Origin of the sequence: Pseudomonas uvaldensis, from assembly GCF_021271205.1 — a bacterium.
In the GTDB taxonomy this organism is placed as follows: domain Bacteria; phylum Pseudomonadota; class Gammaproteobacteria; order Pseudomonadales; family Pseudomonadaceae; genus Aquipseudomonas; species Aquipseudomonas uvaldensis.
Genome location: NZ_JAIWKS010000016.1, coordinates 76,235 through 99,601 on the forward strand (window position 1 = coordinate 76,235; position 23,367 = coordinate 99,601).

The 23,367-nt window shown below is 60.4% G+C and carries 20 protein-coding genes; 9 read left to right on the plus strand and 11 right to left on the minus strand.

The window, feature by feature from the left end:
* Positions 1 to 33: 33 nt before the first annotated feature.
* The 5 genes from LCU97_RS25350 to rplU all read right to left on the minus strand — a co-directional run bounded on the left by LCU97_RS25350 (position 34) and on the right by rplU (position 3,850).
* A complete protein-coding gene (locus LCU97_RS25350) occupies positions 34 to 498 on the minus strand; it encodes a CreA family protein (RefSeq protein WP_053153624.1) in 465 nt (154 codons plus the stop codon).
* A gap of 9 nt (positions 499 to 507) precedes the next feature.
* Positions 508 to 1,626 carry a glutamate 5-kinase gene (gene proB, locus LCU97_RS25355; RefSeq protein ID WP_053153626.1) on the minus strand — a complete coding sequence of 373 codons (1,119 nt, stop codon included), beginning with the start codon at positions 1,624 to 1,626 and terminating at the stop codon, positions 508 to 510.
* 203 nt (positions 1,627 to 1,829) lie between these two features.
* Positions 1,830 to 3,053, minus strand: a complete 1,224-nt coding sequence (gene cgtA / locus LCU97_RS25360) for an Obg family GTPase CgtA (protein ID WP_053153630.1) — start codon at positions 3,051 to 3,053, stop codon at positions 1,830 to 1,832.
* A 189-nt stretch (positions 3,054 to 3,242) separates the two neighbouring features.
* Positions 3,243 to 3,500 carry a 50S ribosomal protein L27 gene (gene rpmA / locus LCU97_RS25365; RefSeq protein ID WP_053153633.1) on the minus strand — a complete coding sequence of 86 codons (258 nt, stop codon included), beginning with the start codon at positions 3,498 to 3,500 and terminating at the stop codon, positions 3,243 to 3,245.
* 35 nt (positions 3,501 to 3,535) lie between these two features.
* Positions 3,536 to 3,850: a 50S ribosomal protein L21 gene (rplU, locus tag LCU97_RS25370; RefSeq protein ID WP_007950961.1), complete on the minus strand. Its 315-nt coding sequence runs from the start codon at positions 3,848 to 3,850 to the stop codon at positions 3,536 to 3,538.
* 240 nt (positions 3,851 to 4,090) lie between these two features.
* Here rplU and LCU97_RS25375 point away from each other — a divergent pair, with 240 nt between their 5' ends.
* The 3 genes from LCU97_RS25375 to LCU97_RS25385 all read left to right on the plus strand — a co-directional run bounded on the left by LCU97_RS25375 (position 4,091) and on the right by LCU97_RS25385 (position 5,986).
* A complete protein-coding gene (locus LCU97_RS25375) occupies positions 4,091 to 5,059 on the plus strand; it encodes a polyprenyl synthetase family protein (protein WP_053153636.1) in 969 nt (322 codons plus the stop codon).
* A 123-nt stretch (positions 5,060 to 5,182) separates the two neighbouring features.
* On the plus strand, positions 5,183 to 5,524 hold the full coding sequence (locus LCU97_RS25380; RefSeq protein ID WP_053153639.1) for a zinc ribbon domain-containing protein YjdM: 342 nt from the start codon (positions 5,183 to 5,185) through the stop codon (positions 5,522 to 5,524).
* A gap of 204 nt (positions 5,525 to 5,728) precedes the next feature.
* The gene (locus LCU97_RS25385) at positions 5,729 to 5,986 is read left to right on the plus strand and encodes a PA4570 family protein (protein WP_053153642.1); all 258 of its coding nucleotides are present in this window, start codon (positions 5,729 to 5,731) and stop codon (positions 5,984 to 5,986) included.
* Positions 5,987 to 6,109: 123 nt separating this feature from the next.
* Here the strand turns inward: LCU97_RS25385 and LCU97_RS25390 are convergent, their stop codons facing one another.
* From LCU97_RS25390 to LCU97_RS25405, 4 genes are all read right to left on the minus strand, one after another.
* Positions 6,110 to 6,727 carry an FKBP-type peptidyl-prolyl cis-trans isomerase gene (locus tag LCU97_RS25390; protein ID WP_053153644.1) on the minus strand — a complete coding sequence of 206 codons (618 nt, stop codon included), beginning with the start codon at positions 6,725 to 6,727 and terminating at the stop codon, positions 6,110 to 6,112.
* Positions 6,728 to 6,916: 189 nt separating this feature from the next.
* The gene (locus LCU97_RS25395; protein WP_053153647.1) at positions 6,917 to 7,405 is read right to left on the minus strand and encodes a TIGR00645 family protein; all 489 of its coding nucleotides are present in this window, start codon (positions 7,403 to 7,405) and stop codon (positions 6,917 to 6,919) included.
* 117 nt (positions 7,406 to 7,522) lie between these two features.
* Positions 7,523 to 7,864 (minus strand): PA4575 family protein, encoded by a 342-nt coding sequence (locus LCU97_RS25400; protein WP_053153650.1) that lies wholly within the window; start codon positions 7,862 to 7,864, stop codon positions 7,523 to 7,525.
* 253 nt (positions 7,865 to 8,117) lie between these two features.
* Complete coding sequence (locus LCU97_RS25405; protein ID WP_053153653.1) at positions 8,118 to 10,556, minus strand: Lon protease family protein; 2,439 nt, start codon at positions 10,554 to 10,556, stop codon at positions 8,118 to 8,120.
* 284 nt (positions 10,557 to 10,840) lie between these two features.
* On the opposite strand from LCU97_RS25405, the gene LCU97_RS25410 reads away from it, so the two are divergent.
* The 3 genes from LCU97_RS25410 to LCU97_RS25420 all read left to right on the plus strand — a co-directional run bounded on the left by LCU97_RS25410 (position 10,841) and on the right by LCU97_RS25420 (position 13,956).
* On the plus strand, positions 10,841 to 11,329 hold the full coding sequence (locus LCU97_RS25410; RefSeq protein ID WP_053153656.1) for a DUF3015 domain-containing protein: 489 nt from the start codon (positions 10,841 to 10,843) through the stop codon (positions 11,327 to 11,329).
* Between the two features lie 86 nt (positions 11,330 to 11,415).
* Positions 11,416 to 13,269 (plus strand): Lnb N-terminal periplasmic domain-containing protein, encoded by a 1,854-nt coding sequence (locus tag LCU97_RS25415; protein ID WP_232778064.1) that lies wholly within the window; start codon positions 11,416 to 11,418, stop codon positions 13,267 to 13,269.
* Positions 13,270 to 13,464: 195 nt separating this feature from the next.
* The gene (locus LCU97_RS25420; RefSeq protein WP_053153663.1) at positions 13,465 to 13,956 is read left to right on the plus strand and encodes a GreA/GreB family elongation factor; all 492 of its coding nucleotides are present in this window, start codon (positions 13,465 to 13,467) and stop codon (positions 13,954 to 13,956) included.
* Positions 13,957 to 14,141: 185 nt separating this feature from the next.
* On the opposite strand, the gene ettA is transcribed toward LCU97_RS25420, so the two are convergent.
* Complete coding sequence (gene ettA, locus LCU97_RS25425) at positions 14,142 to 15,806, minus strand: energy-dependent translational throttle protein EttA (protein ID WP_053153666.1); 1,665 nt, start codon at positions 15,804 to 15,806, stop codon at positions 14,142 to 14,144.
* A gap of 271 nt (positions 15,807 to 16,077) precedes the next feature.
* On the opposite strand from ettA, the gene LCU97_RS25430 reads away from it, so the two are divergent.
* The 3 genes from LCU97_RS25430 (at position 16,078) to LCU97_RS25440 (ending at position 22,175) form a co-directional block, all read left to right on the plus strand.
* The gene (locus LCU97_RS25430) at positions 16,078 to 19,926 is read left to right on the plus strand and encodes a sensor domain-containing protein (RefSeq protein ID WP_053153671.1); all 3,849 of its coding nucleotides are present in this window, start codon (positions 16,078 to 16,080) and stop codon (positions 19,924 to 19,926) included.
* Positions 19,927 to 20,145: 219 nt separating this feature from the next.
* Complete coding sequence (gene glyA, locus LCU97_RS25435) at positions 20,146 to 21,399, plus strand: serine hydroxymethyltransferase (RefSeq protein ID WP_053153674.1); 1,254 nt, start codon at positions 20,146 to 20,148, stop codon at positions 21,397 to 21,399.
* A 230-nt stretch (positions 21,400 to 21,629) separates the two neighbouring features.
* The gene (locus LCU97_RS25440) at positions 21,630 to 22,175 is read left to right on the plus strand and encodes a hypothetical protein (RefSeq protein ID WP_232778065.1); all 546 of its coding nucleotides are present in this window, start codon (positions 21,630 to 21,632) and stop codon (positions 22,173 to 22,175) included.
* Positions 22,176 to 22,281: 106 nt separating this feature from the next.
* Here the strand turns inward: LCU97_RS25440 and yjiA are convergent, their stop codons facing one another.
* Positions 22,282 to 23,250, minus strand: a complete 969-nt coding sequence (yjiA, locus tag LCU97_RS25445; protein WP_232778066.1) for a GTPase — start codon at positions 23,248 to 23,250, stop codon at positions 22,282 to 22,284.
* Between the last annotated feature and the right edge of the window lie 117 nt (positions 23,251 to 23,367).

Here is a 23,367-nt window from a genome sequence, read left to right on the forward strand (position 1 = left end):
AGGCTTGCTTCCACAGGTTTATTTATATTCTGACTATTGAGCGCGAGCCCACGGCAAAATCGGAATAGCCGTCACCGCATTCTGCGGACTGCCTTCGATCACCCGGTCGCTGTAGACCAGATACACCAGCGTATTGCGCTTCTTGTCGAGAAAACGCACCACTTGCATGGTCTTGAACACCAGCGACGTGCGCTCCCGGAAGACTTCCTCACCGTCCTTGAGCTCGCCCTTGAAACTGATCGGCCCGACCTGGCGACAGGCAATGGACGCCTCGGCACGATCCTCCGCCAAGCCCAATCCACCCTTTACACCGCCGGTCTTGGCCCGCGACAGGTAGCAGGTCACCCCATCCACCTTGGGATCGTCGAACGCCTCGACCACGATCCGGTCGTTCGGCCCGACGAATTTGAATACCGTCGACACCTGGCCGATTTCCTCGGCCGAGGCCAGCAGCGGCAACGCCAGCAGCAAGCCGATCAATCCTTTTGCCACACCCATGAATTTTCCTTAGACGAGAATCAGGTTGTCACGATGAACCAGTTCCGGCTCAGCCATGTAGCCCAACAGGCCAACAATCGCATCTGACGACTGGCCGATGATTTTCTGCGCTTCCAGAGCGCTGTAGTTGGCCAGGCCACGAGCGATCTCACGACCATCCGGCGCCACGCAAACCACCATTTCGCCACGACGGAAGCTACCCTGGACCAGCTTCACCCCCACCGGCAGCAGGCTTTTATTGCCCTGAGACAGCGCCGACACGGCACCAGCATCCAACACCAACGTGCCACGGGTTTGCAGGTGCCCCGCCAGCCACTGCTTGCGAGCGGCAAGCATGCCACGCTCAGGCGACAACAGCGTACCGATGCGCTCGCCCGCTTTCAGGCGATCCAGCACCCGCTCCAGACGTCCACCGACAATAATGGTGTGCGCCCCGGAGCGCGCCGCCAGCCGCGCCGCACGCAGCTTGGTCTGCATACCGCCGCGACCCAAGGCACCACCGGTACCGCCAGCCACCGCATCCAGCGCCGGGTCGTCGGCGCGGGCTTCGTAGATCAGATTGGCATCGGGATTGGAGCGCGGATCGGCGTCGAACATGCCATCGCGATCCGTGAGGATCACCAGCAAATCCGCCTCCACCAGGTTCGCCACCAGCGCAGCCAGGGTATCGTTATCGCCGAAACGGATTTCGTCGGTGACCACGGTGTCGTTCTCGTTGATCACCGGAATGACCTTCAACTCCACCAACGCACGCAAAGTGCTACGGGCATTGAGGTAGCGCTTGCGGTCGGACAGGTCATCATGGGTCAGCAGGATCTGTGCCGTATGGCGTCCATGCTCGGCAAAGCTGGACTCCCAGGCCTGCACCAACCCCATCTGGCCGATGGCAGCGGCGGCCTGCAATTCGTGCATCGCGCTGGGTCGCGACGTCCAGCCCAGGCGACTCATGCCAGCCGCCACCGCCCCCGAAGAGACCAATACCAGCTCGACGCCAGCCTCATGCAAGGCCACCATCTGCTCGACCCACACCGCCATAGCCTTGCGGTCCAGCCCCTTGCCATCCGCCGTCAGCAGTGCGCTGCCGATCTTCACGACCCAACGCCGCGCACCCGTCACCTTGCTCCGCATTTTCTTCAACCTTTGCCAGCGAACGGCGCGACCCAGCGCCGCCCATGGGATTATTCGTATTTGCGTTCTACAGATACCAAAACGCCGCTCGAATGAGCGGCGCCTGGGAACCGGCTGACTGCGATGATAACACCGCGCCTCGCCAGATATACTGTCATCGCGGGCAAGCCTCGCCCCCACAGGAGCCAGGCACACCTTTGATGTCAGTCGCGTACGTAAATGATTTCCGGACCGTCCTCGTCATCCACGTCTTCTTCATCCCAATCATCATCACCGATGTCATGGACCGACTTCACGCCACTGCGACGCAAGGCACGCTGGTCATCCAGCGCCTGCAACTGCGCACGCGCTTCGTCTTCGATACGCTGGTCGAGCTCAGCCAATTCTTCCTTGTAGACAGGATCATTGGCCAGCCGGTCGGCGCGGTCTTCCAGATAACGCATGATGTCATGGCACAGACGCTCGGTACCTTCCTTGGCAATGGCCGAGATCACGTAAACCGGACCGTCCCACTCCAGCCTGTCGACGATTTCCTTGACCCGCTCCTCGTGCTCTTCCTCAAGGATCTGGTCACATTTGTTCAGCACCAGCCAACGATCCCGCTCGACCAGGGCCGGACTGAATTTGGCCAGCTCACTGACGATCACTTCGGCGGCATCGGCGGGATTGCTTTCATCCAGAGGCGCCATGTCCACGAGGTGCAGCAACAGGCGAGTGCGGGACAAATGCTTGAGGAAGCGAATCCCCAGGCCCGCACCATCGGAAGCACCTTCGATCAGACCTGGAATATCCGCGATCACAAAACTTTTCCAGCGATCGACACTGACCACGCCCAGGTTTGGCACCAGGGTGGTGAACGGGTAGTCGGCAACCTTGGGCTTGGCAGCCGAAACCGAGCGAATGAACGTACTCTTGCCCGCGTTCGGCAGACCCAACAGCCCCACGTCGGCCAGCACTTTCATTTCCAGCTTCAGGTCACGCTGCTCGCCTGGCTTGCCTGGCGTGGTCTGGCGCGGCGCACGGTTGGTACTGGACTTGAAACGGGTGTTACCCAGGCCATGCCACCCCCCTTGGGCCACCAGCAAGCGCTGGCCCGGCTTGGTCAGATCACCAATGACCTCCTGGGTGGCGGAGTCGATCACCGTGGTACCCACTGGCACGCGCAGGATCAGATCCTCGCCCTTTTTGCCGGTGCAGTCGGTGCTGCCGCCATTGGAACCACGCTCGGCATCGAAGTGCCGGGTGTAACGGTAATCCACCAGGGTATTGAGGTTTTCGTCGGCGACCATGAAGATCGAGCCGCCGTCGCCGCCGTCACCACCGTTCGGACCGCCGTTTTCAATGAATTTTTCCCGACGGAAACTCATGCAGCCATTGCCGCCGTCGCCCGCCTTTACTCGAATCGATACTTCATCAACAAATTTCATGACACACGCCTCTCGTCATATGGACGAGCCGAAAAAACAAGACATAAGACTCTTGCAAAAATGAGCGCAGCGGCCTGATTCACGCCCCAATTGCAGCGCCGACAGCCCATACAAACAGCTTTGCAAGAGACTCACCCCACAAACGAAAAAGCCCCGTCGCAAGACAGGGCTTTTCCAGCGAGCTCGCAATTAAGCTGCGATAACGCTTACGTAACGACGACCGAAGGCGCCTTTTACTTCGAACTTGATCACGCCTTCAATTTTAGCGAAGAGGGTGTGATCCTTGCCCATGCCCACGCCGTAGCCAGCGTGGAATTGGGTGCCGCGCTGACGCACGATGATGTTGCCTGCTTTGATAGCCTGGCCGCCATACATCTTCACGCCAAGGCGTTTGGCTTCTGAGTCGCGACCGTTACGGGTACTACCACCAGCTTTTTTGTGTGCCATGAGTTCAATTCTCCTAGTGAGGAATTAGGCTGAAATTAAGCCTGAATACCGGTGATTTTGATCTCGGTGTACCACTGGCGGTGGCCCATACGCTTCATGTGGTGCTTACGACGACGGAACTTGATGATGCGGACTTTATCGTGACGACCTTGGGAGATCACTTCAGCCACAACGGTAGCGCCAGCAACGACTGGAGCGCCGATATTCACATCGTCACCATTGGCGACCAACAGAACACGATCAAAAGTCACGGATTCGCCGGTGGCGACTTCCAGTTTTTCGATCTTCAGGTATTCACCTGGGGCGACCTTGTATTGCTTGCCACCAGTAACGATTACTGCGTACGACATGGTATTTCTCCGATAATCCTGCTCACCCAGCGCTTTATAGAAAAAGGTATTGGCTGGCATGGCTGCATGGGCTGGAAGGCCCGGGATGCAATTGCGTAAGGCAGGTGCTGCCCAGGAAGTTCAGGGTGCGCGATTGTACGCAAGCCAACGGAGCCTTGCAAGTAGCCGTCCATCGTGCCTTGACAGCCCCGGACATGGGTCCTAGCATGCCGCGCAACCCTTCTGGAGCGCCTGTCGCTGATGCAACCCCAAGCTTTCTACCGCGCAGTGGCGGACGATTTTAGTGCCGTCGACGGCATCATCAAGAAGCAGCTGACTTCCCGAGTGCCGCTGGTCTCGAAGATCGGCGACTATATCACCTCGGCTGGCGGCAAGCGCCTGCGTCCTTTATTGGTGCTTTTGTGCGGCAAGGCCCTGGGCCGCGAAGGCGACGATCTGCGCCTGCTGGCCGCCACCATCGAGTTCCTGCACACCGCGACCCTGCTGCACGATGACGTGGTCGACATGTCCGGCATGCGCCGTGGCCGCTCGACCGCCAATGCCATGTGGGGCAACGCGCCGAGCGTCCTGGTGGGCGACTTCCTGTACTCGCGCTCGTTCGAGATGATGGTCGAGCTGGGCTCGATGCCGGTCATGAAGATTCTGTCCCAGGCGACCCGCATCATTGCCGAGGGCGAAGTCCTTCAGTTGTCCAAGGTGCGCGACGCCAGCACCACGGAAGAAACGTACATGGAGGTCATCCGCGGCAAGACCGCGATGCTCTTCGAAGCCTCCACCCACAGCGCGGCTGCCCTGGCCGGCGCCACCGCCGAACAGAGCGAAGCGCTGCGCACCTTTGGCGATCACCTGGGCGTGGCCTTCCAACTGGTGGACGACTTGCTGGACTACAAGGGTGATGCCGAAACCCTGGGCAAGAACGTCGGAGACGACCTGGCCGAAGGCAAGCCGACCCTGCCGCTGATCTACACCATGCGCGAAGGCACGCCGGAACAGGCGGCGCTGGTACGCCAGGCCATCCAGAAAGGCGGGATCGAAGACCTGGAAAGCATCCGCGTAGCGGTCGAAGCGTCCGGCTCGCTGGAATACACCGCGAAACTCGCTCGCGACTATGTTGCCCGCGCCATCAAATGCCTCGATGCCCTGCCGGCCAGCGAATACCGTGATGCACTGGTTGAGCTGAGCGAGTTTGCGGTGGCTCGCACTCACTGATTGCAACAAAGTACTCTGTGGGAGCGACCCGCTCCCACATTTAGAGAGTCATGCCTGCCCTTCCCTTCGCAAAACCTTATATAATGTGCGCCCTTTTGCCCTCCTGACACTCAAGGAACCTTAGTGAGCACGTTGCCTCCCTGCCCGAAATGCAATTCCGAATACACCTACGAAGACGGCACCCAGCTGGTCTGCCCGGAGTGTGCCCACGAATGGTCCGCCAGCGGTGAAGCTGAGGCGGCGTCCGAGGACACGGTGAAAAAGGATTCGGTCGGCAACGTCCTGCAGGACGGCGACACCATCACCGTGATCAAGGACCTCAAGGTCAAGGGCACGTCGTTGGTGGTCAAGGTGGGCACCAAGGTCAAGAACATCCGCCTGTGCGATGGCGACCACGACATCGACTGCAAGATCGATGGCATCGGTCCGATGAAGCTCAAATCCGAGTTCGTCAGAAAAGTCTGATTCATCTGTGATTCCATCCCGCGCCCAGCGTGGGATGGCGCCACACCCTCCCCCGTTTCAGCCCGCGTTTCCTCGCACCCGAGCGATGCCTGCGGTTTTAGCAGCCACAACCCATCGTCCGAAAAAATTTCAGAACACAAATAGAGCCTTGCTATTTAGCGAATAAGAATTATTCTCATCGAACCCATCAAGGAGATGAGCACCATGACTTATTTGATCGATGCCTGGCTGGACCGCCCACATCCCTATCTCAGGATTCTGCATCGGGAAACCGGGGAAGTCTGCGCGGTGATAGAAGAAGACGCCCTGAACGAACTGCAGGACCAGGGAGATCTGGACCTCACCAGCCTCAATTCCAGCGAGCCGACGGTGCTCAAGGAACTGGTGCGCAACCTGTTCCTGTTCTGCTATGCCCGGGCGTTGCGTCCGACGAGTGATTTCAGCGGCAGGTTCCACGGATGAACGCAGAGGTCATGTGGGAGCGGGCTTGCTCGCGAAGGGGTCGGCACATTCAACATCTTCGCTGAATAGCACACCGCTTTCGCGAGCAAGCCCGCTCCCACAGGTTTACCGGATCGGCAAGTCTTACAGAACGTCCAGCAGCTCGACGTCGAACACCAGTACGCTGTGCGGCGGGATGCTGCCAACGCCTTGAGCGCCGTAAGCCAGCTCGCTCGGCACGTACAGGCGCCATTTGCTGCCGGTGTTCATCAGTTGCAGCGCTTCGGTCCAGCCCGGGATCACGCCGCCAACCGGGAATTCGGCTGGCTGGCCACGATCGTAGGAGCTGTCGAACACGGTGCCGTCGATCAGCGTGCCGTGGTAGTGGGTACGCACCTGGTCTTCACGGGTCGGCTTGGCGCCTTCGCCCTGGGTCAGCACTTCGAATTGCAGGCCCGAAGCCAGGGTGGTGATGCCTTCGCGCTTGGCGTTTTCAGCCAGGAAAGCACGACCGGCGCCAGCAGCGGCTTCAGCCTTGGCGGCTGCTTCGGCCTGCATGATTTCGCGGATGACCTTGAAGCTGGCGGACATTTCTTCCTGGCCCACACGGCTCGGCTTGCCGGCAAAAGCGTCGGTCAGGCCAGCCAGGATCGCATCCAGGCTGACGCCCGGTGGCGGGTTGTCACGCAGCTGGTCGCCCAACTGACGGCCAATGCCGTAGCTGACGCGGGTTTCGTCGGTGGACAGGTTAACTTCGGACATGGTACTGCTCCGCTGAGGGGACGGCTCGGGATAAGGCCGTGCGTGACACACCGCCTCCCGGAGCGCCCGGAACCAAAAGGGCGAGCAGACTAGCACAGATGCCGCGACGGATGAGCGCTCGTTCATCAAAGCGCTCCGCCGGAAACGACAACGCCCGCCTGCGGCCAGGAGGCAGGCGCTGCGGGGACCTCAGTGCTTGGTCAGCTTGTCCAGGTAGCCCATGGCGAAGGCCGACACCACGAAGGTCATGTGGATGATCACATACCACATCAAGTGCTCGGCATCGATGTTCTGAGCATCCATGAAGATGCGCAGCAGGTGGATGGAGGAAATCGCCACAATGGAGGCCGCGACCTTCATCTTCAATGATGAAGAGTCCATGGTGCCAAGCCAGTTGAGCTTTTCCTTATCGGAATCAATGTCCAGCTGCGAGACGAAGTTCTCATAGCCGGAAATCATCACCATCACCAGCAGGCCGCCCACCAGCGCCATGTCGATCAACGACAGCAACACGAGGATCAGGTCGGACTCGGCCATGGAGAACACGTTAGGGATGACGTGGAAGACTTCCTGAAAGAATTTCAGCGCCAGGGCCAGCAAACCCAGGGACAACCCGAAATAGATCGGCGCCAGCAACCAACGGGAGGCATACATTGCATTTTCGATAAAGCGTTCCATTGAATCTCACACCAGGGCTTAAATGGCGGCGAGTATATCAGCCGCCCTGGCCCTCACAAACGCCCGCCCCTCCCTGGCCACGCCTTCGAATCAATGCTCAGCCCCCGTCGAGGATCATCAATGGGGCGGGCGGAACTCAAAGCTGCCGCCGCTGCGACTGCGCCCGCCGTTGATCTCACGCAATTGGGCTTGCATGTGCAGGCACCAGATCTGCGGGTCATCGGCCAACTTATAGCCGTGCAACGTCAGGCTTTGCACGATACTGTCAAGGATGGATTCAGCGGCGTTCGGACCGGGAAAAGGGCCTTGGGCCTTGAGGGCGGAAGGTTGTTCGCCGGCCATTCCGGCGGCGAAGAGCAAGGTCCACATGCCGTTATCGCCCGCCAGCGGGCGGATAGCGCATTCGATACGGGTGACCAGTCCCAGGCATTGACGGGTGAGACAAAGGTTGCGCGACATGGCGGCGCCCCTCAGTGATACGGTATTTCAGCCTGCAAAGGCTGGTTCGATCCGATGATGGCTCTCGTTATCCTTGAACTGAGAATAGAAGAAAAGTTCCGCTCGCAAGCGCACCGAGACCAGAATGCGCCGAATGGTCATAGTGTGGATATTGACGCCAAAGTGGCGTCTTTTTTTCACCTGATCGCAGCAGAATTCAATCACAGAACCATTGTGGGAGCGAACCTGCTCGCTCCCACAATGAAATCCAGGGTCAGGCCGGCTTGGCCTCTGCCAGGGCCTGCTGCGCCAGTTCCTTTTCCGCCTCCTTGATGTCCTCCTCGCTGACCATTTCGGCAATCACTCGCAACCGCTCCACGACCCGGGCATTGACACTGCCTTCAGGGAATTCACCGTTTTCATCCGGCTCACCGGCGGGCTCACCTACCAGCAGGCTCAGGGCCTCGTCCGCCTGGCGCACCGCGTAAACGTGGAACTGCCCTGCCCGCACGGCGGCCAATACTTTTTCATCGAGCATCAGGGTGGCGACGTTGGCCTGGGGAATGATCGCCCCTTGCTCGCCGGTCAGCCCGCGGGCCTCGCAGAGGCGGAAGAAGCCCTCGATCTTCTCGTTGACCCCACCCACGGCCTGCACCTCACCGAACTGGTTGATCGAACCGGTGATGGCGAAGCACTGTTTCAGCGGCGTCTTCGACAAGGCGGAGATCAGGGTGCAAGCCTCGCCCAGCGAAGCGCTGTCGCCATCGACATAGCCGTAGGACTGTTCCAAAGCAATGCTGGCCGAAATCGCCAGCGGGAATTCCTGGGCGTAGCGGCTGCCCAGATAGCCCGTGAGGATCATCACGCCTTTGGAGTGGATCGGCTGGCCGAGGTTGACCTCACGCTCGATGTCGACGATACCGCTGCCGCCCGGATACACCGTCGCGGAAATCCGGGCCGGCACACCGAACGCCGAATCCCCCACTTCCAGTACCGTCAGCCCGTTGCATTTGCCCACGGCGGCGCCATCGGTGTCGATCAGGATGATTCCCGCCAGCATGTCGTCGAGGATTCGCGCCGAGACACGCCCGGTGCGGGTGGCCTTAGCCTTGAGGGCACGCTCGATATGGCCGGCGTCGGTCATCTCGTCGCCAGCCAACTGGCGGATGAAGTCCGCCTCGCTGACCAGCTGGAACAGATCGCCGATGCGCGCCGACAGGCGTCCCTGGTGTTCGGCCAGGCGCGCACTGTAGGTCGCCAGGCGCGCCACTGCATCAGCGGTCAGCGGCGCCATGCCCTCTTCCGAGGTGCGGGTCTTGAGCAACTGGGCGAACTGCTCCAGGCTTTCGTCGCCCATGGGAATGTCTTCGTCGAAGTCCACCAGCACGCGAAACATTTCCTGGAAATCCGAATCCAGGTCTTGCAGGGCGTAGTAGAGCTGGCGAGCGCCGATGATCACCACTTTGACCTGCAGTGGAATGTGCTGCGGCGTCAGGGTCACCGTCGCCAGTCGTCCCAGCTCACCCAGGGGCGACTCCATTTTCAACTTGCGCGATTGCAGGGCGCGCTTGAGCGCATCCCACACGAACGGCTCGCCCAGCATCTTTTCCGCTTCCAGAATCAGGAAGCCGCCATTGGCCCGGTGCAAGGCGCCGGGACGCAACTGCCGGTAGGTGGTGTAGAGCGCGCCCTGGTCCGTGCTGTATTCGATGCGCCCGAACAGATTGTCATAGGTAGGGTGCGGCTCGAACACCACCGGAGCCCCGCCACTGGCTGGATGCCCGACCACCAGGCTTGGCGCGTATTGCTCCTCCAGCAGCTTGCGGGCGACGGCATCGCTCTTACTGTCGTCCACCAGTTGCTCGACCACCGTCCTGAGCAAATTGACCTGCATCGCCTGCAGATAACCGCAGACCGCCGCGTTCTCCGCATATTTTTCAGACAGTGGCGCCAGCAACGGCTGCAGGGCCAGGGTGATGGTTTCTTCGTTGAGCTGGCGCAGTTGGTTGTTGGACTCGCGTTTCCACTGCGGCAGGCTGGCGAGCTCTTCGTTCAGGCGCTCTTCCAGACCGGAGATGTCGTCATGGAAACGTTCGCGATCAGCCTCCGGCAGTTGGGCGAACTCCGCCTCATCCAGGGCCTTGCCTTCGCTCATTGGGGTAAAGGCGATATTGCTGCTGTCGCGGTACAACGCGACATCCTTCTCCAATGCCAGGCGCTCGATCACGTCGAGGGCGCGGTCGTAGCGCTGGTTGAAGGCACGGTCGATCGCACTTTTTTTCTGCTGGTAGGACGGATGCTCGAACACCGCCGGAAAAGTCGCCAGCAGGTTGTCGATCAGGCCGTTGATGTCGGCGATGAAAGCGCCGGCAGTGCCGGAAGGCAGCTCCAGGGCCCGAGGCTCGCGGGGTTCGTCGAAATTATTGACATAGACCCAATCGGCCGGGGTCTGCATGCGCTTGCCTTCGGCCTTGAGATAGCGCTTGACGAACGAAAACCGGCCGGTGCCGGGTTCACCCATGACAAATACGTTGTAACCGGGGCGCGGCATAGCCACGCCGAACTGCAATGCTTCGACCGCACGCTCCTGGCCAAGCACACCGCGGAAGGGCTCCAGATCATTGGTGGTAGAGAAGCTGAACTGTTCAGCGGAAAACGGACGGGTCAGCGCTTCGGGCGCTAGACGCAAGCTGGCAGCAACAGGATCAGGCATCGGGCTTCCTTACATCAGGCGGGGCAGATAACGGCATTCTGGCGCTGCGCGTACCGCACTGGCAAGGAGCGCCTCAGGTCAAAGCATAGTCAAGAGGCTCCCCCTGGGTCGGCGCCGGTAAATTCATGACTGGGAAGATAGTTTTTGCAAAATGTCACGGAACCCGCGGATCGTGCCTAAACTCCAAACTGCGCGGCTGGAACAATAACCGGCCCACTGGCACACGGCTCAACCGCCACGGGCCAGACCTGTCCATTGGTATGCACATAAAAGAGAACATAGCTATGAAACGGATTCTTCTCGGTACTCTCTTCACCGCTGTATCCCTCAACGCCATGGCTCAGGCGCCGGGCGGCCCGGATTGCGGCTGGGGCAACATGCTGTTCGAAGGTCAGCGTGGCACTCCGGCTCACTTCCTGGCATCCACCACCAACGGCACCTCCGGCAACGCCACCTTCGGCATGACATCCGGTACCAACGGCTGCTCCACCAACGCCGCACTGACCTACGGAGGCAAGTCCTGGCTGGCCATGAATGGCATGATGAACGAACTGTCCGAAGACATGGCCAAGGGGCAGGGCGAAGCGCTGACCACCTACGCCGTGGTGTTGGGCGTGGCACCGGAAGACCGTGCGCATTTCTCCGCCGTCACCCACGAGCACTTCCAGCAAATCTTCAACAAGGCTGACGTGACCGCGGAAGACGTGCATACCAATACCCTGGCCGTGCTGAAAAACGACCCTCGTCTGGCCAAGTACGCAACTCAAGCTTAAGCTCGACCCCACTCGCTCCTTTCGGGGAGCGGGTTTTCTTTTTTGGGCCCTTTTGGTCTTTATTTCGACTTTCCAAGTAGCCGACTATGCTCAAACGCCTTGCCTGGCTGGCGCTCTGTGTGTGCGCCCCGCTGTCCGCCGCGCCTCATGTCGACACTCAACGTTTGCAGCAACTGGCCAATGACCGCTTCTGGATTTCCCTGGGTCACTACGAAGCCGCGAAGCTGGGTGGCTGGCGCAGCTATATCAGCGACAGGAAATTCTTCCTCGCACCCGATGGCAACGAACGTCCCGACCATGAATTGAGTGCCACGCTGCAGGCCCTGTACGGTCCGACCAACACCGGCCAGCGACATGCCCAGTGCGTGTATCCGGCGCGCACACGCTGGCTGAAAGCGCAGCTCAACCTGACGGACCTGCCGGCAGTCGATTGCAGTGAATTCACCCAATGGTTCAAGGACGTTTCGCCCCACAGCGCTGTGATGATCTTTCCGGCTGCCTACCTCAACAGTCCGTCCTCGATGTTCGGCCACACCTTGCTACGCATCGACCAGGCCGACGTGCAAAGCGACAAGACCGCCCTGCTCAGCTATGCGATCAATTTCGGCGCCTATATCGAAGGCTCGGACAACAGCCTCCTCTACGCCTGGAAAGGCCTGATGGGCGGCTATCCCGGCCTGTTCGCCCTGGTGCCCTATCAGGAAAAACTCTCCGAGTACCGTAGCCTGGAGAACCGCGACCTGTGGGAATACCGTCTTAACCTGAGCCAGGCGGAAACCGAGCGCATGGTCGAGCATGTGTGGGAGCTCAAGCAGATCCAGTTCGACTATTTCTTCTTCGATGAAAACTGCTCCTATCGCCTGCTCGAACTGTTGCAAGTTGCCCGTCCCAGTCTGCGCCTGACCGAACAATTCCCGCTGACGGCGATCCCCACCGACACCGTGAAGGCCGTAAAGGAAGCCGGGTTGGTGGAAAGCATCCAGTATCGGCCGTCCCGTGAACGAGAACTGCTCAGCCGCGCCGAGCCGCTGAGCGATGACGAACAGCAATGGGTCCTGAAAGTCAGCGCTGACCAGCAAAATCTGCAAGCGCCCGAGTTCAAGGCTCTGCCCCGGGAACGCCAGGCGCTGGTCATCGACGCGGCCTACCGCCTTGAGCGCTATCGGGCCAATGGCCAGGAGCGCGATCCGCAGCGTGCCCAGCGCAGTTTCGAGCTGCTGCGGGCGATCAACCAGAACCCCGCGCCGGAACTCGACATTCCGCAACCGGGCCTGCCCGAGGACGGCCACGAGTCGCGCACCTGGCAAGCCGGCCTCGGCACGCGAGGCCACCGGGCCTTCGGCGAATATGGCCTGCGCATGGCTTATCACGACCTCAACGACAACACCGAGAGTTTCCCGTTGGGGGCGCAGATCGAAATCCTGCAATTGAAACTGCGCCAGTACGAAGGCAACGACTGGCAAGTGCAACAACTGGACCTGGCGACCATTCGCTCCCTGACCCCGCGCAACGAACTGCTGCAGCCGCTGTCGTGGCAAGTCACGGGCGGCCTGGAGCGGGTGCCGGGCAAGCACGACGATGACACCCTGGTCAGCCATGTCAACGGCGGTGCCGGCGGTACCTGGTCATTGGGGGACGACACATTGGGGTTCGCCCTCGGCACGGTGCGGGTCGAACACAACAATGACTTCGCCCAGTTCATCGCCCCGGCCGCCGGCTTCAACACCGGCCTGTTGTGGAAAAACCCACTTGGCAACCTCAGCCTGGAAGCCAAGGGCGATTATTTCGTCAATGGTGAAGTACGCCGTAGCCTGAGCCTGAACCAGCAATGGGAACTGTCCCGCAACCTCGGCCTGCGCCTGAGTGCCCAGCGGGAATTCAGTCACCTGGCCACGCCGGAAAACGAGGTGATGCTTGAGGTGAAGTGGTATCACTATTGATCAGACGAAGCCCATCCTCACCGGGGGTTATCCACCCGCCTTCGCAGATGGCTATGACAACGGTTGCAGCAGTGGCCTGGCACTAGGAGAAGGACCGTGCCGCCCGGGCTTATCGTTCGCAGTGAGTCGCGTACAGACATCCGTCGAAACCAAAAGCCTGCGACCATGGACCAAACTCCAATAGAGGAGAACACCATGAGTCGCGCCTTCGTCAACGAAGACAGCGCCGCCGCCCAGGCCGATCAGCCGGTCGAACGCCAGGTCAGCGCGCAGATCAACTACGTCACACCCGCCGGACTCACCCAGTTGCAGGTCCGGGTCGCCGAGTTGCAGGCACAGCGCAGCCAGCAGGCCGCCAGGAAAGACCAGACGGACAAACAACGCATCGCCGACATCGAGCGCGATCTGCGATATTTCAACCAGCGCTTGAAAAGCGCGCAGGTCGTAACGGCCACTTCAGTCGATCAAGTGCGGATCGGACACTGGGTGACGTTTGTCGATGAGCATGACCATGAGCAGCGAGTGCAATTGGTGGGCGAGGACCAGGCCGAAGCGGCCAGCGGGTTGATCAATTGGGGCTCGCCGCTGGGGCGGGCGTTGTTGGGGGCCAGGGTTGGGGATGAGGTGGTCTGGAAGCGGCCGGTGGGGGACCTGGCGATCGAGGTGGTGGCGATAGAGCCTGGGTAATCCGGGCGGCCTCATCGCGAGCAGGCTCGCTCCCACAGGACCCGAGCCAACCCGCCATGTTCGCGTACCGGGAATCCATTGTGGGAGCGGGCTTGCTCGCGAAAGCGGTGTATCAGTCACATATTATTGACTGACACGCCCTCTTCGCGAGCAAGCCCGCTCCCACATGCAGGCTTTGTCGCTGATCAGGCCAGTTTCTTGTGCCGTACGCGATGAGGCTGGGCAGCCGCTTCGCCGAGGCGTTTCTTGCGGTCGGCTTCGTACTCGGTGTAGTTGCCTTCGAAGAACACCGCCTGGGAGTCATCTTCGTACGCCAGTATGTGGGTCGCCACGCGGTCGAGGAACCACCGGTCGTGGGAGATCACAATGGCGGCGCCAGGGAAGTCCAGCAAGGCTTCTTCCAGGGAGCGCAAGGTTTCAACGTCGAGGTCGTTGGACGGTTCGTCGAGCAGCAGGACGTTGCCACCCTCCTTCAACGTCAACGCCAGGTGCAGGCGGCCGCGTTCACCGCCGGACAGGTCCTTGACGAACTTCTGCTGGTCGCCGCCCTTGAAGTTGAAGCGGCCCACGTAGGTGCGCGACGGGATTTCATAGTTGCCGATGCGGATCTGGTCGGAACCGTCGGAGATCTGCTGGAATACGGTCTTGCTGCCGTCCAGGTCTTCGCGGCTCTGGTCGACGCAGGCCAGTTGCACAGTTTCACCGATTTCGATGGTGCCCGAATCTGGCGTCTCCTTGCCCATCAGCATGCGGAACAGCGTGGATTTACCCGCACCGTTACCACCGATGACACCGACGATGGCGCCCTTGGGCATGGAGAACGACAGGTTGTCGATCAACACGCGGTCGCCGTAGCCCTTGGTGACGTTCTTGAATTCGATGACCTTGTCGCCCAGGCGCGGACCGGCCGGGATGTAGATCTCGTTGGTTTCGCTGCGCTTCTGGAATTCCTGGGACTGCATTTCCTCGAAGCGTTGCAGACGAGCCTTGGATTTGGACTGGCGGGCCTTGGCGCCTTTGCGCACCCACTCCAGTTCTTCCTTCATGGCTTTTTCATGGGCCGACTGCTGCTTGGATTCCTGGGCCAGACGCTCGGATTTGGCTTCCAGCCAGCCCGAATAGTTGCCCTCGTAAGGAATGCCCGCGCCGCGGTCGAGTTCCAGGATCCAGCCGGCGACGTTGTCCAGGAAGTAACGGTCGTGGGTAATCGCCACGACGGTGCCCGGGAAATCGTGCAGGAAGTGTTCGAGCCAGGCGACGGAATCGGCGTCCAGGTGGTTGGTCGGTTCGTCGAGCAGCAGCATGTCCGGGGCGGACAGCAGCAAGCGGCACAGGGCCACACGGCGTTTTTCACCACCGGAAAGGTGTTCGACCTTCGCTTCCCAGGCCGGCAGGCGCAGCGCATCGGCGGCGACTTCCAGTTGGCGCTCCAGGTTGTGGCCGTCGCTGGCCTGCAGGATCGCCTCGAGCTTGGCCTGCTCGGCGGCCAATTTGTCGAAATCGGCATCCGGATCGGCGTAGGCAGCGTAAACCTCGTCCAGGCGGGCCTGGGCGTCCTTGATCGCGCTGACGGCTTCCTCGACCACTTCACGGACGGTCTTGGTCGGATCCAGTTGCGGTTCCTGGGGCAGGTAGCCGATGTTCAGGTCCGGCATCGGACGGGCTTCGCCGTCGAACTCCTTATCGACGCCGGCCATGATTTTCAGCAGCGTGGACTTACCCGAACCGTTGAGACCCAGCACGCCGATCTTGGCGCCGGGGAAAAATGACAATGAAATGTTTTTCAGGATTTCCCGCTTCGGCGGAACAACTTTGCTCAGCCGATGCATGGTGAAGACGTATTGAGCCATGGTGAACCTAGCGTCTGTGACAGGTGAAAAGAACGAGCCGGGCCATGCGCGGCGCCGGCAGTTGACGGTCATCAATGCCTGCGGGCGGATAAAGCCTGGGAATCTGGAGCTGGAACGCTCTTGTTTGACCGGCAAAGCTACCTCAACCGTCCGTCAAGGTCCAGCCGCCAGGGACTGGCACTTTGCCACAACTCAAGGCATGCTAGCCGCCCTTCGGGCGTCCAGCTTATAGTGCACGTCGCGCCAGTCCAGCAAACTGCAGGATTACAGCTTGTCCAATGTCACGCCGACCCTGTCCCCTCGCGCACCGGATGCTGTGCCTGGCTCGCCCCTGCGCGGGACATTGAAGGGCGCGCTGGCCACGTTGGTACTGTTGCTGCTCGGATTGCTCTTCTGGCAACTGCTCGACCAGTTGCGTGTCACCCAGCAGCAACAGCGCCAATACACCATCGACTACACCGCCGACCTGGCCGCGCAGGTCAGCCTGAACATGGCGCTGAATGCGCAGATCGCCCTCAATCTGTTACCGATCGTCGAACAACCGCAAACGGCCGACGAACAGCAAGCCCTGTTGCGCAAACTCCGGCAATCACTGCCCGAACTGCGCAGCCTGGTATTGTTGAGCCCCTCCGGTCGGGTGCTCAGCGACACCGACGCCGACAGTCACGATGCCGACTACCTGGCCGAACTGGTACGCCGCAGTCGCGCCCAGGCGCACTATTTCAGCAATGCCGACGATGGTTCCGTGGTGCATCTGCTGTTGCACCAGGCCTCCGGCAGCACCCGCGGCTACTGGGCCCTGCGCCTCACGCCAAGCTTTTTCTCGACGTTGACCAAGCAGGCCGATACGGGCCTGCGCCCGCAATGGCTGGTAGAGAATCGCCTGAACCAGCAAATCGTCAGCCGCGACGAGAGCCCACCCGCGACCAATCCCGTCCGGGTATCGCCTGATGACCTGGATAATACGGTGTTGACCGTACCGCTGAGCAGCAGCGACTGGCAATTGCGCGGTCTCTTCAATCAGCGCCAGGTGCTCGAACAGCTACTGCCGGCCTTCATCGGCAAATGCCTGTTGGGGCTGGCATTTTCGATGCTGCCGGTGATTGCGCTGCTGAACATGCGCCGTCGTCAACGGCAACTGCACGAAGGTCGTCGTCGCTATCAGGACATTTTCGAAGGCACCGGCGTTGCCTTGTGCGTCCTTGACCTGTCGGGGCTCAAGTCATTCTTTGCCAGGGCCGGCCTGCACAATGGCGATCAATTGCGAGCCTGGATGAAAGCCCCGCATCAGCTCGAGCAGTTGCAACAGGAAGTACGCATCACTGAAGTCAATCAGATGGCGTTGCAACTGCTCAACGTCGACTCCTGCGAACAAGCCTGGCGGCTGCTGGTAGGCAATCGGCCGCAAGACAGCAGCCCCGTCGGCTCGAAACTGCTCGAAGCATTGCTCGACCCGCACAAGCAACTGGAGCTGGAAATCAAGCTCCAGGACGCCCACGGGCGCGATCAACACCTGTGGCTGGTACTGCGCCTGCCGGAAAGGCAGCAGGACTATAACGCCGTCATCCTGAGCATCAACGACATCACCAGTCGCAAGCTGATCGAGTTGTCGCTGCTCGAACGCGAAGGTTTCTGGTCCGATGTAGTGCGCACCGTGCCGGATCACCTCTATGTGCAGGACGTGATCAGCCAGCGGATGATCTTCAGCAACCATCACCTGGGGCAGACGTTGGGGTACGACCGCACCGAACTGCACCAGATGGGTGAGTACTTCTGGGAAATCCTGTTGCACAGCGACGATGCCGACCATTATCACAACCTGCGCCAGGAGCAGCGACGCGGCGGCTACACGCAACTGTTGCAATGCCAACTGCGCTTTCGCCATCGCAACGGCAAATGGCGTCGCTTCGACATCCGCGAACAAGCCCTGGCCCGGGACCGGCACAACCAGGTGACCCGGATCATCGGCGTGGCCAAGGACGTCACCGAACAGATCGAGGCCAGCGAGTCACTGCGCGACAGCGAACAACGCTACCGGATGCTCGCCGAAAGCATCAGCGACGTGATCTTTTCCACCGATAACAAACTTTCGCTCAACTACGTCAGCCCGTCGGTCCAGGCAGTACTGGGCTACAGCGCCGACTGGATTTTCCAGAACGGCTGGCAATCGACCATCGCCAATCCGCAACAGCTGACCGGCATCTATACCTTGATGGACCGGGTCAGCAAGGCCCTCGACAAACCCGAGCAACTGGCCGAATTGCGCAACCAGATGCAGACTCAGTTGTTCCTGTTCGACTGCCTGCGGGCCGACGGGCGCAAGATTCCAATCGAGCTGCGCCTGGTGCTGGTCTGGGACGATCTCGGTACATTCGAAGGGGTACTCGGCGTCGGCCGCGATATCAGCCAGCAGCGGCGCGCTGAAAAAGACCTGCGCATGGCCGCCACCGTATTCGAGCATTCGACCTCGGCGATCCTGATCACCGACCCGGCCGGCTACATTGTCCAGGCCAATGACGCCTTCAGCCGGGTGAGCGGCTATGCGGTGTCCCAGGTGCTGGACCAGTTGCCCAACATGCTGACCGTGGACGATCAGCAGGAAGCCCACCTGCGTTATGTGCTCAAGCAGTTGGAGCAGCACAGCACCTGGGAAGGCGAAGTCTGGCTCAAGCGCCGCAACGGCGAACATTACCCGGCCTGGGTCGGCATCACGGCGGTGCTGGACGACGAAGGCGACCTGGCCAGCTACGTCTGTTTCTTCAGCGACATCAGCGAACGCAAGGCCAGTGAACAGCGCATCCATCGCCTGGCCTATTACGACGCCCTCACCCATTTGCCCAACCGCACGTTGTTCCAGGATCGCCTTCACACCGCGCTGCAATCGGCCGAGCGGCAGAAGACCTGGGTGGTGCTGATGTTCCTCGACCTGGACCGTTTCAAGCCGATCAACGACTCTCTGGGCCATGCCGCCGGCGACCGGATGCTCAAGGAAATGGCCACCCGGCTGCTCGGCTGCGTCGCCGACGACGACACCGTGGCGCGCATGGGGGGCGACGAGTTCACGCTGCTGTTGCAACCACGCGCCAGCCGGGAAATGGCGCTGAACCGGGCGATCAACGTTGCCGAGCAGATTCTCGCCAGCCTGATCCGCCCCTTCGTGCTCGAAGGTCGGGAATTCTTCGTCACCGCCAGTATCGGTATTGCCTTGAGTCCCCAGGACGGCAACGAACTGAGCCAACTGATGAAAAACGCCGACACCGCCATGTACCACGCCAAGGAGCGCGGCAAGAACAACTTCCAGTTCTACCAGGCCGACATGAACGCCAGCGCCCTGGAGCGCCTGGAACTGGAAAGCGATTTGCGCCATGCCCTGGAGCAGAACGAATTCGTGTTGTATTACCAACCGCAGTTCAGCGGCGATGGCAAACGTTTGACCGGCGCCGAAGCCCTGCTGCGCTGGCGCCATCCACGGCGTGGATTGGTGCCGCCCGGGGACTTCATCCCGGTGCTCGAAGAGCTCGGGCTGGTGGTGGATGTCGGCGACTGGGTGATCAGCGAGGCCTGCCGTCAGCTCAAGACCTGGCACCAGGCCAGGGTCCGGGTGCCGAAGGTTTCGGTCAATATTTCGGCCCGGCAGTTCTCCGACGGCCAGCTCGGCACACGCATCGCCAACATCCTGCGCAGCACCGGCCTGCCGCCGGCCTGCCTGGAGCTGGAACTGACGGAGAGTATCCTGATGCGCGAAGTCAGCGAGGCGATGCAGATCCTGGCCGGGCTGAAGAACCTGGGCTTGAGCATCGCCGTGGATGACTTTGGCACCGGCTATTCGTCCCTCAACTACCTCAAGCAATTCCCCATCGACGTGTTGAAGATCGACCGCACCTTCGTCGATGGCCTGCCCTCCGGCGAACAGGACGCCCAGATCGCCCGGGCGATCATCGCCATGGCCCACAGCCTCAACCTGGCGGTGATCGCCGAAGGCGTCGAGACCCACGAACAACTCGACTTCCTGCGCGAGCATGGCTGCGACGAAGTCCAGGGTTACCTGTTCGGCCGCCCGATGCCGGCCACCCGGTTCGAAGCGCAGTTCAGCAATGATGCGTTGTTCATGCTCGACTGAGTCCTTGTGGCTCCGGCACCGGCTTCTTCGCGAGCAAGCCCGCTCTCACATTGAGATCGTACCCTGTGGGAGCGGGCTTGCTCGCGAAGAGGCTGTCCAGACAACACCGAAGGCGGCGTGAAACCCATTCGTCCGCGACATGACGTCCTTTCATATGCCTTCCAAAAGCGGTTGGGTTAGAATGCCCCCCTTTTCTGCCCCCGATCCTTGAGGACCGCCATGTTCAGCCGTGATTTGACTATTGCCAAGTACGACGCCGATCTCTTTGCCGCCATGGAGCAAGAAGCTCAGCGCCAGGAAGAGCATATTGAGCTGATCGCTTCGGAAAACTACACCAGCCCTGCGGTGATGGAAGCTCAAGGCTCGGTTCTGACCAACAAGTACGCCGAAGGCTACCCGGGCAAGCGCTACTACGGTGGTTGCGAATACGTCGACGTGGTCGAGCAACTGGCCATCGACCGCGCCAAGCAACTGTTCGGCGCCGACTACGCCAACGTCCAGCCCCACGCCGGTTCCCAGGCCAACGCAGCCGTCTACCTGGCCCTGCTGTCGGCCGGTGACACCATCCTGGGCATGAGCCTGGCCCACGGCGGTCACCTGACCCACGGCGCCAGCGTTTCGTCCTCCGGCAAACTGTACAACGCCATCCAGTACGGCATCGACGGCAATGGTCTGATCGACTACGACGAAGTCGAGCGCCTGGCCCTGGAACACAAGCCGAAGATGATCGTGGCCGGTTTCTCCGCCTACTCTCAAGTGCTGGATTTCGCCCGTTTCCGCGAAATCGCCGACAAGGTCGGTGCCTACCTGTTCGTGGATATGGCCCACGTGGCTGGCCTGGTCGCCGCTGGCGTCTACCCGAACCCGGTGCCATTCGCCGACGTGGTCACCACCACCACTCACAAGACCCTGCGCGGTCCACGTGGCGGCCTGATCCTGGCTCGTGCCAATGCCGACATCGAGAAAAAACTCAACTCCGCCGTATTCCCGGGCGCCCAGGGCGGCCCGCTGGAGCATGTCATCGCCGCCAAGGCGATCTGCTTCAAGGAAGCACTGCAGCCTGAGTTCAAGGCTTACCAGCAGCAGGTCGTGAAGAACGCCAAGGCCATGGCTGGCGTGTTCATCGAGCGCGGCTTCGACGTGGTGTCCGGCGGTACCGAGAACCACCTGTTCCTGCTGTCGCTGATCAAGCAGGACATCTCCGGCAAAGACGCCGACGCCGCGCTGGGCAAGGCATTCATCACCGTGAACAAGAACTCGGTGCCAAACGATCCACGCTCTCCGTTCGTCACCTCGGGCCTGCGCTTCGGCACCCCGGCCGTGACCACTCGCGGTTTCAAGGAAGCCGAGTGCAAGGAACTGGCCGGCTGGATCTGCGACATCCTGGCCGACCTGAACAACGAAGCGGTCATCGATGCCGTTCGTGAGAAGGTCAAGGCCATTTGCAAGAAACTGCCGGTGTACGGCGCTTAATCAGCCCAGCCAACCGCAAATGAAAAAAGGCCCGCATCGGAAGATGCGGGCCTTTTTTCATGTATTCAACAAGAGCCGTGCCAGCCCATTCGAAGTCCACTTTTAACTTCAACGCCGTGTCACTTAATGCCTTGCAATACACACGCGGCGTCACCTGTTGAGAATTCCATTACCATCGGTTCCGTTTAACAGCGCAACTTATGAAACTCAGTAAAGGATTCGAATACTACATGGACCGTACACACTCTTTCGAGGCAACACTCAGCCTGCCCGACACACACGTCAATCTGCTGGAAATGCTGCATGGCAAACCGGCACTGGCCACCGTCAGTTCATTCAGCGGCGGTTTCTTTACCGGCAGGCCGCAGACTCTTGACCACTCGCACCTGCTGGGGATGCGCCCCCATGACCAAGGTGCCGCCGCACAGCCGCTGAGGCTCGATTTTCACGCCACGCAAGAAGGCTACAGGTTATTCATCAAAAACCCGGGCGAGCATTACAACAAGTTGATTGGAAAACGTTGGTTGGAAGTATTGGGTGTCACCGATTCGCACATCGACAACCCCACGGCAGTCACTTTGATCGATCATCAGGACAATGTAATTACTCGGGCCGATATCAAGGCACGACATACGCCTGTTTCGCTCATGACTGCCAATAATAAATATATCGGTGGATTAAAAGTTCGAGGTTCACCTTATCTTTATCTCGCCGAGACGGAACAAAAGTCTCGGATAACTTTCATCCTGAGCATTTTTGAGGCAAGGCACGCCTGATCCAGACGCCGTGGAAAGCGGCAAGGTCGATGAAGCGGTGCGACTGATGGATGAGCATCTGGACCCTCTCGAACAAAAACTCTTGATGGCCGCAGGCGCGGCTGAATCACAGTAGCGCGGCCTCGAAACCGGCACGGATCTTCTCCTCCGGCAGTTCGTCGGCGATGAACACGATCACGCTTTCCCGGGCTTCGTCGGGAGCCCACTCAGTGTCCCAATCGAAGCCGTACAACTTGAGCACGCCCTGGAAGACCAATCGCCGGGGCTCGCCGGCAATGTTCAGCACCCCCTTGTAGCGCAACAACTGCTTGCCATGTTCTTCCAGCAATTGGTTCATGAAGTCGCTGAGCCGGTCGATGTCCAAGGGTTTGTCGGTGCGCAGCACCAGGCTGCTGATGCGATCGCCTGGGGTCGACTTGATGACCGGCCGCAGGCTGAATCCGGCACCCAGGTCTGCATTCAGGTTGAAGCCTCGGATATCGAGCAGTTCTGCCAGGTCGATCTTGCCGTGCTCCACGACCCGGACGGGCGCTCGTCGGTTGATGCGGGTCAGGCGCTCGCCCAGCGCCTCGACATGGGCAGCGTCCACCAGGTCGGTCTTGCTCAGGAGCAGGCGGTCGGCAAAGCCGACCTGGGCCTGGGCGATGGCCTGGGTCAGGTGGAGCTCGGCATGGGCAGCGTCCACCAGAGTCAGGATGCCGTCGAGGATGTAGCGCTCGCGCAGTTCTTCATCGATGAAAAACGTTTGGGCCACCGGGGCCGGGTCGGCCAGGCCGGTGCATTCGATTACCAGACGGTCAAAAGCGATCTCACCGCTGTCCAGCCGCTCGAGCAACAGGTAAAGAGCCTTGGTCAGGTCGGTGTGGATGGTGCAGCACACGCAGCCGTTGGCCAAGGTCATGACTTGCACCGGCTCGTCGCCCAACAATTGGGTGTCGATGCCTGCATCGCTGAATTCGTTTTCGATCACCGCGATTTTCAGGCCATGCTCGGCCTTGAGCAGATGACGCAACAGCGTGGTCTTGCCGGCGCCCAGGAAGCCGCTGAGGATAGTGACCGGGATGGGAGAGGACAACGGGATTCTCCTGCTGCGAAATGGGAAGAGGACACACAATACAACTGTGGAGCGGTGGCTAATGCAAATTCTGAGGCCACCCAAAACCAATGTGGGAGCGGGTTTCTGTGGGAGCTG